This window comes from Pseudomonas sp. (assembly GCF_030690725.1).
GTDB lineage: Bacteria > Pseudomonadota > Gammaproteobacteria > Pseudomonadales > Pseudomonadaceae > Aquipseudomonas.
Map to the genome: position 1 here is coordinate 1 of NZ_JAUYGD010000012.1, position 13,065 is coordinate 13,065.

Here is a 13,065-nt window from a genome sequence, read left to right on the forward strand (position 1 = left end):
ATGGCCACCGGAGTGGGGTCCGGGTGGCGAAAACGTAAGAAATACTCGTCGAATTGATTGTTTTTTGATCATTTGGCGAGTTTAAAAGTTGCGCTAGGTGGTATGCCGGGGAAATACATGGCTACTTCAGACCATCCCTAAGGGTATCTATGTTTGACTACAGTGATCCGCAGTACAAAGAACTGCTTGCACTGGCCACAGAGGTTCTTGGCAGTAGCGAAATTGCCGTGGCATGGATGAATACGCCGGCTTTAGGTCTAAATGGCGCTCGCCCGATCGATCTTATTTTCGGCCCAAATAGTGCGGAAGACGTGAAAGCTCTATTAGATCGTATGCATTATGGGGTTTATCATTAACAAAACTACGGCAACGGCTCGCGATTGCGCGCTTGAATGACTACCTCCATTACTTGTCACGAACAACTCTAAGCTTTACCTCTGAATGGTTCGGCCAACTGATCTATATATCTGGTGGGGTAGCGCCGATCACGCAGGCCGACATCATTGCTACCTGGTTGATTGGCACTGTCGTAGAAGGTTTTGAAGAGCAGATCCCAAACCAGCAGGAACTCACCGAAATTAACTTGGGCGTCCTCAAAGTCACGCTTGTGATGCCAGCGATGTGTTTCAGCTACGCCGATAATGCGCCGCAACCATCCTAGCGAGTAGTCCACATTGGAATGCTGGAAGGCCAAGTGCACGGTCAGTATCCCGAACCAAGTTGCCACCAATTCTGATGGAGTGCCCATCGCGAAAAGTACGAGCAATCCGGGGCCGGCCATGATTGCGGCATGGAGAGGATGCCGACGCTCCCCGTTCACCCAGTAGAGCCGCTCCGCACTGTGGTGAGGCTCGTGTAAATACCACAGCCAAGGGATGTGGTGACTGAGGCGGTGCATGGCATACAAACTCAGGTCCAAGATGGCTGTGTGGACGCTGCTGGTTCTGACACTTTATTCCAATGGTTATGACCCACCTACGCTGGAGGTTCTGACCATCCTTTCCAGTGATTGTGATCCACTACGCTGATGATTCTGGCCCACCCGCCAAGGGTAATATGGATGCAATTTCAAACCGCCTTGACTCCATCAAATGCACGTCGAGAAAATTAGTTCAAACGCCTATGCTGATCTGGGCACACCACATGCGAACACAATGCAGCGCAAAGCTATGCTCGTCGTGCGTATCAGTGATGTTATTTCCGCTTTGGAGGCTTGGTTAAAGGGACATTTTCGAGATGCCGACGAAGCCGTAGTGCATGCCTGCTTACTCCACCTGAGATGCAGCTCACTGACTCGGCTATTTTCGCGGGCGCGAAAATAGCGAAGGGGACAATGCCCCCTCCGCTATCGGTCACTGCGCCTTGACAGCCTGCTTGCGCAAGGACTCGCCCTTGAGCCCAATACGGTGTGATCGGTGGACGATGCGATCCAGGATGGCCTCGGCCAGCGTGGCGTCGCTGAACATGCTATGCCAGTGTTCCGTAGGGAATTGACTGGTTATGATCAGTGAGCCGGTCTGCATGCGTTGATCGACAATATCCAGCAAGGTATACCCCACAGTGGGTTCTACCGGTGCCAGCCCGAAGTCATCGAGGATCAGCAGGTGGACTTTGCTCAAGGCCGTTCGGTACTTGGGCAGGGAGCCGTCGCCAATGGCGATTTGCAGCTCTTCATAGAGCTTCGAAGCGCTTTTATAGATCACCGAGTAGCCCTGCCGGCAGGCCTGGCTGCCGAATGCACAGGCGAGCCAGCTCTTGCCTGTGCCGGTGGCACCGGTCAGTAGCAGGTTCTGTTGCTGACCGATCCAGGTGCAGCCCGCCAGGCTGGCGATCACTTGCTTATCCAGGCCTCGACTGCTGCGGTAGTCAACATCCTCCAAGTGTGCGGCATAGCGCAACTTTGCCTGTTTCAGCAGCCGAGATAGCTTGCGATTCTCGCGCTCGCTGAGTTCACGATCCACCATCAGGCCCAGGCGATCATCGAAGGGCAGTTCCTGCATGCGCGGCAGTTCAAGCTGGTCGCGGTAGGCCTTGGCCATGCCGGACAGTTGCAGTTGCTGGAGCTTGCTTTGGGTCTGCTGGTTCAGCATGTCGAGCGTTCCTTTTCATCAGCAAAGTAATGGGCACCACGCAGGTTTTCGTGAGCCGGTGTCGAGCTGGGTAAAGCTTTCAGGCCAGGGCGCTTGTCGGGTTGCTCGCGCAAAATGGATTGCAGGCTTTTCAGGGCGAAGGTCTTGATGGTCAGCGCATAGGCGCAGGCCTCCTCCAGTCGGGCATCGCCATGCAAGCGAGCTTCTTTGCGCAAGGCGCTGGCAGCCTTGTGCCCGTTGGCCACATCGGTACGTTCGGTCAGGTGATATTGCAGGTGTCGCAGCAGTGCTGGCCCGACTCGCTCGCCCCAGGCGAGCAATGCGGCGGGTTCACTGTCAGCGTAATACTGGTGGTTCGGCGGCCTGTGCTCCGGTTGCATGCTGATGCCGGAAACATACTGTCGGGGATGACTGCTGACCCGCAGATGATTGTGAAAAACCTCCACGACCTCGCCAGTAGCGCGGACATCCACTTGCTGCTGAACTAATCGGTTCGGTACTGAATAGTGGTGGTTGTCGTACTCCACCAGGTAGTCACTGCGCACCCGTACCTTGAAGCGCCAGTCGGCATGCTCATAGGCGTGGATTGGCAACGGCTGGAGCGCAGGCTGCTCCACCTCAACGAACAGGCTGTGCCGACTACAGCCGGGCTGTCGCTTGAAGGGGCGTTGATTGAATGCCGGTAACAATTCCAGGATGGCCTGATTGAGTTCTGCCAAGCTGAAGAACCGACGGTGACGAAGAGCTGCCAGCAGCCAGCGCTGAACCAGTTTCACTCCGGCTTCCACCTTGCCCTTGTCTTTGGGTTTGCGCGGACGCGCCGGCAGAATGACGGCTTGGTAATGCTGGGCCAGTTGCTGGTAGATCAGGTTGAGCTGAACTTCATCCTTGCCATGCTTGATCACCGCCGCCTTGAGGTTGTCGGGAATCAGTAGGCGGGGTACACCTGCGAAGAAATTGAAGGCCTGCACATGGCAGTGCATCCAGTCTTCAATCCGTTGACTCCACACGGCACAGGCGAAGGTGTAGCTGGAGTAACCCAGCACACCAACAAAGATTTGTGCCAGGCGCGGTTCCGATTGACCTTCCAGATAGATCGGCATGGTCTTGCCGGAAAAGTCCAAAAAGAGCTTGTCGCCAGGCAGATGAAGCTGACGCATTGCCAATGGTTGTTGTTGCAGAAAGCTGCGATAGCTGGCCGTAAACTGCGAATAGGCGATGCCGTCTGGCTCGGTGGCCCGCCATTCACGCCAGAGCAGTTCCAGGGTGACGCAAGGATTACGCATTTCAGAATGCACCCAGTTCCAGTCGGGGCAGGCTTTCAGGCGGAAGCCGTTGAATGGCTTGATACCCAAGCGCTCATAAAGCTGTTCGTCGCTCCATTCAGCAAGCTGACCCACATCGAGGGCAACGTTTTCTAAGTGCCGGCACAAGCGCTTGAGGCTGTTGCGCGAAAGCCCGGTGCTATGAGCGATTTCGCGTGTCGATAAACGTGTGCCATAGTGCAGGCGCACGGCTTCGCGCAGCAGGCGCGGTTCAATCCTGACTCTCATCCATACTCCTTCTTGCCCTGTGGAGGGCGCTTAACGGCAGGCAGTACCTGCCCCTCGGCCTTGACAGCCGATAGAAGGACGCTGAGAATCCACAAGCGTTGAAGGTGCTTATGTCATCTAGAAAAAGGCTCGGAGTTGCTGCTCCGGGCTTTTTTGCGTCCACAGTTTTTCTTGCTCGCATGACCTTATTGATAGCGTGATGTCCTGTAGTTTTCTGGGCTTTAGTGGTCGTGGCTGCCGGATACTCCAGCCTGCGCGGCCAGCCACCGTTCGACCTCCTGCTTGAGGAACAAGCGGCGGCGACCGACGCGAAACGAAGGCTGCATCGGCAAGCCCATGCTCAATCGGTTGCGAGCCGTATGTTCAGAAATTCTGAGAATCTGACTCACCTCCATGAGTGTCATCGTATCCACCGTTATCCCCTTGCCTGAGCTGCAATATCCCGATAACGCATGCTAGGCAGTTGGTGGATACCTAGCTACTAGCCAGGCTGGACACTTGATTTGCCTCTCTACCTGAACGATGAATTTCTCGATTCTTTCGTATACGAGGATGTGGCGGTTGCCCTCTGGGCAATCAGGCTGCACGCTGCTGACATCGCTGTTACGCCGGCAATCGCGCTGCGACTGATCAGGCAGTATCTACAGCCCTTGATCCCACCTGAGCATTGCCATGTGCTTTATGGGCAGCGCATAGCGACCTGGAATGGCATCTGGGGAATTTATGCCGAGCTGGGATGTTGCGTTGGCAAGAGCAACACCCCTCTGCTGTTTGAAGTAATGAAGGCAGTGGAGCTTATCCATCACTACACGACTTGGCCGCCAAGGGAGTACACGTTCCCGACTGTCATTGAGGTCACCTACTTCCTCAGCATGTGTACTCAACTGAAGATTTCCGTGCAGAGCCATTTGCGCTTGGAAAATGGCCTGCGACTTGATCCGTTCAGCTTTTGCACGCTGTGTTGGCGGCAGCCATTGCCAGGAAGAAAGCTCTGCGCACACCATTCCCCCAATGTTCCGCTTCAGGATGAGGTCGGAACGAAAGCTGCGGCGGCCCGCTACAAATCAGGCGTTCGCCAAAGAGAGCGGTTCGATAAGGCGGTAAATCGCATCCTGACCAGGGAAGTGACGGAGTTCCATGAAGGGCTCTTTACTCCCGTGGTGCTGTTCCCCGAACAGGGCATTGTGACTTGGCTGACTGAGCGTCGCCCGTTGCTGTGGCAGTTGCTCGGGGAACGACAGCAGCAGCTCAACGATACGAATGCCGTGAGCATGCTGGTTGATCTATTGCACTGTCCTGATGGCCTGCCACCCAAGGCCAATCAAATTTATCGACTTATCAATCAGCATCTGTACGAGCATCCATTACTGATCTGGCCGATGCTAATACGGGCCGAGGGGTGGCATCGCTGCCGCTCGGATGTGCGAGGGCAATGGGGAGGAAAACGCTCTGGAGCAGGGCGTCCTATACGGCTCGAGAGCGAGTCGTTACCTGCTTCTTTATATGCTGATCCACAGAGCTAGCAGGCTGCTGGCTGATAGATGAACTTACAACTGAGCGGGGCAGCGCCTTCCCCAGCTAGGTACGCGACGACAGGATCGTCAAGCGTTCGCGGGCGTGCTCGTGGAGCATTTGTGCCAGATGCGCATCAGTCTGTGGCAGGGGCGTCAGGCAGCGTGATAATACATCGTACGTAGCTCAAAGCCTGTTTGAAGGCGCCCCGTCAGCGGGCGTAGCGAATCACTCAGCGGTGTCAAGCTCCGGAGGGCGCGTACTCCACTTTGGCAAGTTGCTCAGCAAGGCAAGCTACTGGCAGCATGCTGCTCACGCATGGTATGGGACGACCGCAAAAACTGACTGCAACTGCCCGGTTTCACTCAAAAGATATACGACCAATTGCCGATTCAGCTAATCATCCGGGATGCTAAAATAGCTTTTTGGTATGATGGCTTTTTGCTATCATTGAATTTTGGTTTCGAGACTTTACTCGATGAAAAACAATGGCCCTGTGACTACGAGAGAGCGTGATTTCACCGCCACTCAACGCTTGATCACGACTACGGATACGCATGGCACCATCACCTACTGTAATGATGCCTTCGTCAGCATCAGTGGCTTCGAACGTAATCAGCTGCTGGGAGCCCCGCACAATATCGTGCGCCATCCGGATATGCCAGAAGCGGTATTCGCGCACATGTGGAGTCACCTCAAGGTCGGCAAGGCCTGGATGGGCATCGTCAAGAATCGCTGCAAAAACGGTGACTTCTATTGGGTCAACGCCTATGTGACGCCGATAACCGAAAACGGCCGGGTGACGGGGTATGAGTCAGTACGGGTAAAACCGGATGCCGAGCAAGTGCGCAGGGCCTCTGCCTTGTATGCACGGATGCGCTCTGGAACGTGGAGCGATTCAGCAGGCAAAGCTTCGCGTTTCTTGCGGGTGCTGGCTATGCCTCTGCTTGCCAGCCTACTCGTGCTGGCAGTGTCTCTGCTCATTTCCCCGGCAATTGCCAGCGGTTGCGCAGTGATTGCGTTTTTTGCATTACAGGCTTGGCAAAATCGGCTTTCCGAGCATTTGTTTTTGCGTTTGCAAAATACTGTGCATGGGGCCTTCGATAGCGAACTGATTGCTCGCACCTATACCGACTTGGCTGGTAAACCCGCCCAAATACAAATGGCGTTGATCAGTGAGCGCGCGCGAATTAGCACCGTACTTAGCCGGCTTGAGGATTATGCCGACCATAGTTCAGAGCTGGCCCAACGCAGCGGTCAATTGACCAGCAGCGCCGAAACCTCTTTGCTGGCTCAGCGAAGCGAGGCCGATATGACGGCAACTGCCATGCATGAGATGGCGGCCTCGATTGCCGAGGTATCAGCACATGTTCATCGCACCGCAGATGAGGCGCAGCGGGCTAATACACTGGCTCGTAACGGCTCTGCCGAGGCTGGCAAGACACGCGACGTGATCGAGAACTTGGCACATACGGTGTCCGGGATTAGCGATTCGGTGGAGGCATTGGCGCGCGACACTCAAGCTATTGAACAGGCGGCGGGCATGATTCGGGCAATTGCCGAGCAGACCAACTTGCTAGCCTTGAATGCGGCCATCGAGGCGGCACGGGCCGGTGAACAGGGCCGGGGCTTTGCCGTGGTGGCAGATGAAGTACGAGCCTTGGCATCGAAGACCCAGGAGTCGACCAAGGCTATTCAGGACATCATCAAGACACTGTTGGCGGGGGCGCAGAACGCGGTGACGATAGCCCAGGCCGGCACCCAAGAGGCCGCCGCCGGTGTGCAGCAGGTGATCGCTACCCAGGAGGCGCTGCAAGGAATCAGTAGCGCCGTTGACTTGATCCATGACATGGGCCAGCAGATGGCGGCGGCATCAGAAGAACAGGCGCATGTCGCCGAGGATATTTCCCGGCAGATCACGCGCATTGCCCAAGCCTCTGACCATAATGCCGAGCTGGCGGGAGAGTCCGCGCAGGTGGGCAACGACTTGAAACAGACATCACATGCCATGCATGCACTGGTTGAGCGCTTCGGTAACTGAAATGAGAAAACCGGGAGAGAACAATCAGGTGCCTGACGGGGCGGAACCGAATACATGGGATGGCCTGGAGTCAGCGCTTGCCGGTGCCATTTTCAATGCCGCTGTAGATGCCATCATGGTCATCAACGCACGCGGTATTCTCCAGGCGGTTAACCAGTCTACACAAACGCTTTTCGGCTTCAGTTCGGACGAGATGCTCGGCAAGAACATCTCCATGCTGATGCCAGCACCGTATGCCCAGGAGCACGACAGTTATTTAAACAACTATTGCTCCAGCGGTGAGCGCAAGATCATCGGCATTGGCCGAGAGGTCACGGGCCAGCGCAAAGAAGGCAGCTGCTTTCCGCTGCATTTGAGCGTCAGTGAGTTCAGTCAGGATGGCCAGCAGTTATTCGTCGGCATCTGCCACGACATCAGTGAGCGCCGCAAGTTCACCGAGCACATTGCCTTTCTGGCCAAATACGACGGGCTTACCGGGTGTGCCAATCGACGTGAGTTTATTGAAGGGCTGTCCAGAGCCATTGAGGCTTGTCAGACCAGTGGGCGGAAAATTGCGGTGTTGTTCATCGATCTGGACGGTTTCAAGCAGATCAACGACAACCATGGTCATCAGGTTGGCGACCGCTTGCTCAAGCTAACAGCTGAGCGCTTTCAGAAAACCTTGCGCGATAGTGACTTATTAGGTCGGGTGGGGGGAGACGAGTTCGTCGTCTCTATCATTCTAGATTCCAAAGGGGAAACAGCCTCCCACATCGCCGCACGGTTGATGGAGGCGCTGAAGGAGCCATTCGTCATTGATAATCGGGCACTGAGTGTTGGCGCAAGTATCGGCATCAGCCTGTACCCCGATGACGGTCTGACAGCCGATGAGGTGATGAATGAAGCTGATATCGCCATGTATCAGGCCAAGGTGGAAGGAGGCGGCTGTATTCGCCTATTCGATCAAGCGTTACGTGAACGATCCGAGCAGGTCTATCGCCTGCTCAGTCGCTTGCGCAAGGCCATTTCGCTAGAGCAGTTCGAGTTGCATTACCAGTTGCAGTTCGATATGCAGACCTTGCAGCCGTGCGGCATGGAGGCCTTGCTGCGTTGGCGTGATGGCGTTAATGGCCTGGTGGCACCTGATCAGTTTATTCCTGTAGCACTGGAATACGGCCTGATGCCGACTATTGGACGCTGGGTCATTCGCCAGGCGTGCAAAGACAATATGACGCTAATCGAAACGGGCCTGCTGGATGTGGTGGTAGCGGTCAACATCTGTGCCCCGTTGTTCAGTGAAGCCGGATTCTGCGCGCTGGTTCATCAGTTACTTGTCAGCACTGGACTGCCGGCTGAGCGTTTGGAGCTTGAGATCACCGAAGATGTGGCAATGAACTCTTCGGCCCAGGTATTGCAGACCTCGGATGAACTGCATAAGGCCGGTATCCGTTTGGCAATGGATGATTTTGGCATCGGCTTTTCGTCGTTGAACCGCTTGAAAAAGTTGCGGTTTGACAAGCTGAAGATCGATCGATCGTTCGTTTCTGGTCTTTTTGAAAGCCGTAGCGATCAAGCTATCGTGCAGGCCATTCTCGGTATGGCCAAAGGACTCAGCATGCGCACGGTGGCTGAGGGGGTTGAAACGGAGGAGCAGCTAGCCTTCCTGCGGGAGGCAGGATGCTCTCAGGGGCAAGGTTTCTGGTTTGCCAGGCCGATGCCACTACCTGAACTAATTGAGTGGTTGCGGGAGCGGCGTTAGCAGGGCAAACACTTGCCGTTGCACCGGCCCCAGTACGCCTCACTGGACATGATCCTATTGATCGCCCGCCTTGAAGTCTTAATCGGCGGCCCCTTGAAGAGTATCTGGGAAGAGGCTCATAACAAGCTTGGCCTTGTTATGAGCAGGCCACGAGCAACTTTACAGGGAACGTTCTCAATCAGGCCAATCACACTCCTTTGCATTACTAGCGGCTATACCGCACATACATACGGTGCCAACGGTCATAGGCTTCTGGAGTGTCGTGCCAGAGAGGGCCGATTCGGGCAATTCAGAAGAACACCGTCTCGACAAAGACCTCAACTATCTCTGGCCGCCAGTCACTGTCACTGAATTTGCCCATCAATAACACCTCGATTCATTGCCAGTGATCATCACGCAGCCAATACCGACAAATCCCAACTACAAAAAGCGGCGAGATACTGGCGGCACCTTCGGCATCAAATGAGAACACCGCCTAGCACGCTGAGCGCGCGATTGCATGGGTGCAGCACAGGTACGATTCGTCCCAACTCTTGCCGGTCAAAACCATCAGCGCGGTGGATCACAATCACTGGAAAGGATGGTCAGAATCTCCAGCATGAATGGGCCACAATCTCTGGAACTGAGTGTCAGCATCACTGGAATACACAGGCTGCAACAATGAGCAGTTGTAACCAAAGAGGCAGCTCGGTGGGGAACCCGCTCAGTTCCGCAGGCACTAGGTCCCCCAAGCGCGATAGTACGGTGGCAGTGAACTGGATGACCGACAAATTCACTACAAGGTGAATCAGGTCCGTCAGGGTATCGTCATGATCGTCTAGCCAGTCCTGCCGAAACGGCTGAAATCGCTCCAAGCCAGCTACGCAGCCGACTCCCAAGGCCGCTAATATGGCTGTACTCGGCCAGTAAGGAATGCCTTGATAGAGCAGCCAGACCATACCGGCCGATACGCCACCGAAAATGGCTGGATAACTAAACCAGCGAAGTAAAAACCTCGAAGTGCTGCCCATCGTGAATCCTCCATGCAGTAGGTTTCACTCTGAACTGTCCGGCCGCTATACGCTTGAACGAAGGAGCTGATCACTTGGGCTGCAGATACGCAAACCGCATCGGCGGAAGCATCTCAGTTGAAGTGAATATCAGCTTGTTAGTTTCACGTGACCGAGTGCGGAAGAGGGATCGAGCCCAAACAACGCCCGAAAAGAGCGTGAAAAATGGGCGGCATCGGCAAATCCAGCAGCATAGGCGGCGGCTGTCAGATTGTGGCCGATAGACACAAACCGTAGCGCCACGACCAGCCGGCTCCACTTGCGATAGCTACGCAGTGGAAGACCAGTTTGCTCAACGAACCAATGAGAAAACCGGGTGGGCGACAGATGTACAAGCTCGGTAAGCGTCCAGCCAAGTCACCTTCCGAACTCCAGCATTAAGGGCGATGGTGTCCGCGTATTTTTAAGCGGACGCGATCGTCCTTAACGTTAGGATTTCCATGCGCCAACGAAGCTCTTACCCCAAACCGTTCAAGGTCCAGGTCGTTCAGGAATGCCTACAACCGGGTGCGACCGTCTCCAGCGTTGCCATCCGCCATGGCATCAACGCCAACGTCATTCGAAAATGGCTACCGCTTTACCGAGATCAGCTACCCGCGGTGTTGTCGGCGTTCGTTCCATTGAGGGCTACGCCCAAACGGCCGACAGCATCGGTGATTATTGAGCTATCGCTTGGCGAGCAGTCAGTCACAGTGAAATGGCCAGTGTCCGATCCTGACGGCTGCGCCCGCTTTGTCCGGGGGCTTGCCCCGTGATCCGCATCGATAGCATCTGGCTGGCCACTGAGCCGATGGACATGCGCGCCGGCACCGAGACCGCATTGGCCCGTGTAGTGGAGGTATTCGGTGCGGCGAAGCCGCACTGTGCTTATCTGTTCGCCAACCGCCGCGCCAACCGCATGAAAGTGTTGGTGCATGACGGTGTAGGGATCTGGCTGGCCGCGCGGCGATTGAACCAGGGCAAGTTTCACTGGCCAGGCATCCACCGCGGCTCGGAAGTTGAACTCGACACCGAGCAGCTTCAGGCTTTGGTGCTCGGTTTACCTTGGCAGCGGGTTGGTGCAGCCGGTGCGATCACAGTGCTGTAGCGCCGGCCATTAGCCCATCGCTTTATCTGCGCTGATCGCCTGCTCTGGCACAATCAGCGGCATGACTTCCTCGCCCAATCTCGACCAACTGACACCTGAGCAACTGCGCGCACTCGCTGCGCAGTTGCTGTCGCAAGTCGACACGTTGGGTAAGACGGTTGAAACGATGGGCAAGAAGATCGACCGCGATCAAACCGTCATCGAGCAGCTCACCCATGAAATCGCCTGGTTCAAGCGACACAAGTTCGCCAAGCGTAGCGAGCAACTAAGCCCTGACCAGGGTAGCCTGCTGGATGACCTGCTCGACACCGACATCGCCGCCATCGAGGCGGAGTTGAAAGCCGTCAATCCTCCGGTTGCTCCAGCCGAACCGCGCCAACAACCCAAGCGCACAGCGCTGCCCGCGCAATTTCCGCGAACCGTGATTCGTCACGAGCCGGAGAACACCCAGTGCGCCTGCGGCTGCCAGCTGCAACGCATCGGTGAAGACGTCAGCGAAAAGCTGGATTACACGCCGGGCGTGTTCACCGTTGAGCAGCACGTGCGTGGCAAATGGGCCTGTCGCCAGTGCGAAACCCTGATCCAGGCCCCTGTGCCGGCCCAGGTGATCGACAAGGGCATCCCCACCGCTGGCCTCCTGGCTCACGTGATGGTGGCCAAATTCGCCGACCACCTGCCGCTGTACCGGCAGGAGAAAATCTTTGCCCGTGCCGGCCTGGCCATCGCTCGCTCGACACTGGCGCAGTGGGTCGGACAAACCGGCGTGCAGCTCCAGCCGCTGGTCGATGCCCTGCGCGAAGCCGTGCTGGCCCAACGCGTGACCCACGCTGACGAAACCCCGGTGCAAATGCTGGCCCCTGGCGAGAAGAAAACCCACCGGGCTTACGTCTGGGCATACTGCACCACACCCTTCGCCGACCTGAAGGCCGTGGTGTATGACTTCAGCCCCAGCCGGGCTGGTGAGCATGCGCGCAATTTTCTGGGTCAGTGGAGTGGCAAGCTGGTCTGCGACGACTTCGCCGGCTACAAGGCCAGCTTCGAGCAGGGCATCACCGAAATTGGCTGCATGGCCCACGCCCGCCGCAAATTTTTCGATCTGCACGCAGCGAACAAAAGCCAGTTAGCCGAACAGGCGCTGCACTCCATTGCCGGGCTGTATGAAATCGAGCGGCAAGCACGGCACATGAGCGATGAAGAACGCTGGCGAATACGGCAGGAAAAGTCTTCACCAATCCTCGATGCGCTGCATAACTGGATGCTGGCCCAGCGTGATCGGGTGCCCAACGGATCAGCCACGGCAAAAGCCCTGGATTACAGCCTAAAACGCTGGTTAGCGCTGACGCGCTATCTGGACGACGGCGCCGTGCCTATCGACAACAATCAGGTCGAGAACCAGATTCGACCATGGGCCCTTGGACGCTCGAACTGGCTGTTTGCCGGGTCGCTGCGCAGCGGCAAACGGGCGGCGGCGATCATGAGCCTGATCCAGTCGGCGCGGATGAATGGGCATGATCCGTACGCCTACCTGAAGGATGTGCTGATGCGGCTGCCGACACAGCGGGCCAGCGAGATTGGCCAACTACTGCCGCATCAATGGGCACCCGCCTGAATTACGCAAGGTGAGTTCGGCAGACGCTTACAGTTCCGCGCCCCCAGCGACCGTTGATGGCGCTCATGGTGCTCACCAAGTCCGGCGTTAGCAAACATCGGGTTGCTTCTCTGTGTCATGGCGATTCGCCGCCGGCAATTTATCGCCTAGTGCTGACGAGCTGCTGTGCCAAAAAAGAGTTACGGAAGTATTCGCGGAAGGCTTTCATTGGCGCGGTACATGGCCAGATCTGCATGCATGATGAGATCGTTCGTGCATTGCCCATCTTTGGGCGCGATGGCGACCCCCAGGCTGGCTGACACGACTAGGCTGTGCCCTAGGATTTCAATGGGGTGCGTGAACGGTCTCCTGGACACGGGCTAACTCACGCAGACGCTTGTCGAATG

General features: G+C 56.3%; 13 protein-coding genes and 1 pseudogene. 7 read left to right on the forward strand and 7 right to left on the reverse strand.

Features of this window, described 5'->3' with window-relative positions; all coding sequences use genetic code 11:
* Positions 1 to 149 precede the first annotated feature (149 nt).
* Positions 150 to 356 carry an antitoxin Xre/MbcA/ParS toxin-binding domain-containing protein gene (locus tag Q8O69_RS02645; RefSeq protein WP_090250636.1) on the forward strand — a complete coding sequence of 69 codons (207 nt, stop codon included), beginning with the start codon at positions 150 to 152 and terminating at the stop codon, positions 354 to 356.
* Positions 357 to 424: 68 nt separating this feature from the next.
* On the opposite strand, the gene Q8O69_RS02650 is transcribed toward Q8O69_RS02645, so the two are convergent.
* From Q8O69_RS02650 to Q8O69_RS22030, 4 genes are all read right to left on the reverse strand, one after another.
* Positions 425 to 919 carry a sterol desaturase family protein gene (locus Q8O69_RS02650; RefSeq protein WP_305589352.1) on the reverse strand — a complete coding sequence of 165 codons (495 nt, stop codon included), beginning with the start codon at positions 917 to 919 and terminating at the stop codon, positions 425 to 427.
* 433 nt (positions 920 to 1,352) lie between these two features.
* Positions 1,353 to 2,090 (reverse strand): IS21-like element helper ATPase IstB, encoded by a 738-nt coding sequence (istB, locus tag Q8O69_RS02655; RefSeq protein WP_110973478.1) that lies wholly within the window; start codon positions 2,088 to 2,090, stop codon positions 1,353 to 1,355.
* Complete coding sequence (gene istA / locus Q8O69_RS02660; RefSeq protein ID WP_124528274.1) at positions 2,084 to 3,643, reverse strand: IS21 family transposase; 1,560 nt, start codon at positions 3,641 to 3,643, stop codon at positions 2,084 to 2,086. Before istA ends, istB begins: the two co-directional genes overlap by 7 nt.
* Positions 3,644 to 3,864: 221 nt before the next feature.
* Complete coding sequence (locus tag Q8O69_RS22030) at positions 3,865 to 4,047, reverse strand: helix-turn-helix domain-containing protein (RefSeq protein WP_371136036.1); 183 nt, start codon at positions 4,045 to 4,047, stop codon at positions 3,865 to 3,867.
* Positions 4,048 to 4,146: 99 nt separating this feature from the next.
* Between Q8O69_RS22030 and Q8O69_RS02665 the strand changes: the two genes are divergently transcribed.
* The 3 genes from Q8O69_RS02665 (at position 4,147) to Q8O69_RS02675 (ending at position 8,934) form a co-directional block, all read left to right on the forward strand.
* Positions 4,147 to 5,166, forward strand: a complete 1,020-nt coding sequence (locus Q8O69_RS02665; RefSeq protein WP_138763660.1) for a hypothetical protein — start codon at positions 4,147 to 4,149, stop codon at positions 5,164 to 5,166.
* 467 nt (positions 5,167 to 5,633) lie between these two features.
* Positions 5,634 to 7,196: a PAS domain-containing methyl-accepting chemotaxis protein gene (locus Q8O69_RS02670; protein ID WP_198865544.1), complete on the forward strand. Its 1,563-nt coding sequence runs from the start codon at positions 5,634 to 5,636 to the stop codon at positions 7,194 to 7,196.
* Positions 7,168 to 8,934, forward strand: coding sequence for a GGDEF domain-containing phosphodiesterase (locus Q8O69_RS02675; RefSeq protein ID WP_305589357.1), 1,767 nt, complete (start codon positions 7,168 to 7,170; stop codon positions 8,932 to 8,934). Before Q8O69_RS02670 ends, Q8O69_RS02675 begins: the two co-directional genes overlap by 29 nt.
* Before the next feature lie 635 nt (positions 8,935 to 9,569).
* On the opposite strand, the gene Q8O69_RS02680 is transcribed toward Q8O69_RS02675, so the two are convergent.
* A complete protein-coding gene (locus tag Q8O69_RS02680) occupies positions 9,570 to 9,944 on the reverse strand; it encodes a hypothetical protein (protein WP_305589358.1) in 375 nt (124 codons plus the stop codon).
* 129 nt (positions 9,945 to 10,073) lie between these two features.
* Positions 10,074 to 10,328 (reverse strand): annotated as a pseudogene (locus Q8O69_RS02685) (helix-turn-helix domain-containing protein); the annotation flags it as partial.
* 95 nt (positions 10,329 to 10,423) lie between these two features.
* Here Q8O69_RS02685 and Q8O69_RS22035 point away from each other — a divergent pair.
* From Q8O69_RS22035 to Q8O69_RS02695, 3 genes are all read left to right on the forward strand, one after another.
* The gene (locus Q8O69_RS22035) at positions 10,424 to 10,738 is read left to right on the forward strand and encodes a transposase (protein ID WP_170050705.1); all 315 of its coding nucleotides are present in this window, start codon (positions 10,424 to 10,426) and stop codon (positions 10,736 to 10,738) included.
* On the forward strand, positions 10,735 to 11,070 hold the full coding sequence (gene tnpB / locus Q8O69_RS02690) for an IS66 family insertion sequence element accessory protein TnpB (protein ID WP_010562499.1): 336 nt from the start codon (positions 10,735 to 10,737) through the stop codon (positions 11,068 to 11,070). Before Q8O69_RS22035 ends, tnpB begins: the two co-directional genes overlap by 4 nt.
* A gap of 61 nt (positions 11,071 to 11,131) precedes the next feature.
* Positions 11,132 to 12,679, forward strand: a complete 1,548-nt coding sequence (locus Q8O69_RS02695) for an IS66 family transposase (RefSeq protein WP_305589360.1) — start codon at positions 11,132 to 11,134, stop codon at positions 12,677 to 12,679.
* Positions 12,680 to 12,858: 179 nt separating this feature from the next.
* On the opposite strand, the gene Q8O69_RS22040 is transcribed toward Q8O69_RS02695, so the two are convergent.
* On the reverse strand, positions 12,859 to 13,035 hold the full coding sequence (locus tag Q8O69_RS22040; RefSeq protein WP_078466174.1) for a diguanylate cyclase domain-containing protein: 177 nt from the start codon (positions 13,033 to 13,035) through the stop codon (positions 12,859 to 12,861).
* Positions 13,036 to 13,065 lie beyond the last annotated feature (30 nt).

Bases quoted from the DNA above. Each gene is read 5' to 3' on its own strand.
- Q8O69_RS02645 (WP_090250636.1), top strand. From the start codon at position 150: ATGTTTGACTACAGTGATCCGCAGTACAAAGAACTGCTTGCACTGGCC.
- istB (WP_110973478.1), bottom strand. From the start codon at position 2,090: ATGCTGAACCAGCAGACCCAAAGCAAGCTCCAGCAACTGCAACTGTCC.
- istA (WP_124528274.1), bottom strand. From the start codon at position 3,643: ATGAGAGTCAGGATTGAACCGCGCCTGCTGCGCGAAGCCGTGCGCCTG.
- Q8O69_RS22030 (WP_371136036.1), bottom strand. From the start codon at position 4,047: ATGACACTCATGGAGGTGAGTCAGATTCTCAGAATTTCTGAACATACG.
- Q8O69_RS02670 (WP_198865544.1), top strand. From the start codon at position 5,634: ATGAAAAACAATGGCCCTGTGACTACGAGAGAGCGTGATTTCACCGCC.
- Q8O69_RS02675 (WP_305589357.1), top strand. From the start codon at position 7,168: ATGCACTGGTTGAGCGCTTCGGTAACTGAAATGAGAAAACCGGGAGAG.
- Q8O69_RS02680 (WP_305589358.1), bottom strand. From the start codon at position 9,944: ATGGGCAGCACTTCGAGGTTTTTACTTCGCTGGTTTAGTTATCCAGCC.
- Q8O69_RS22035 (WP_170050705.1), top strand. From the start codon at position 10,424: ATGCGCCAACGAAGCTCTTACCCCAAACCGTTCAAGGTCCAGGTCGTT.
- Q8O69_RS02695 (WP_305589360.1), top strand. From the start codon at position 11,132: ATGACTTCCTCGCCCAATCTCGACCAACTGACACCTGAGCAACTGCGC.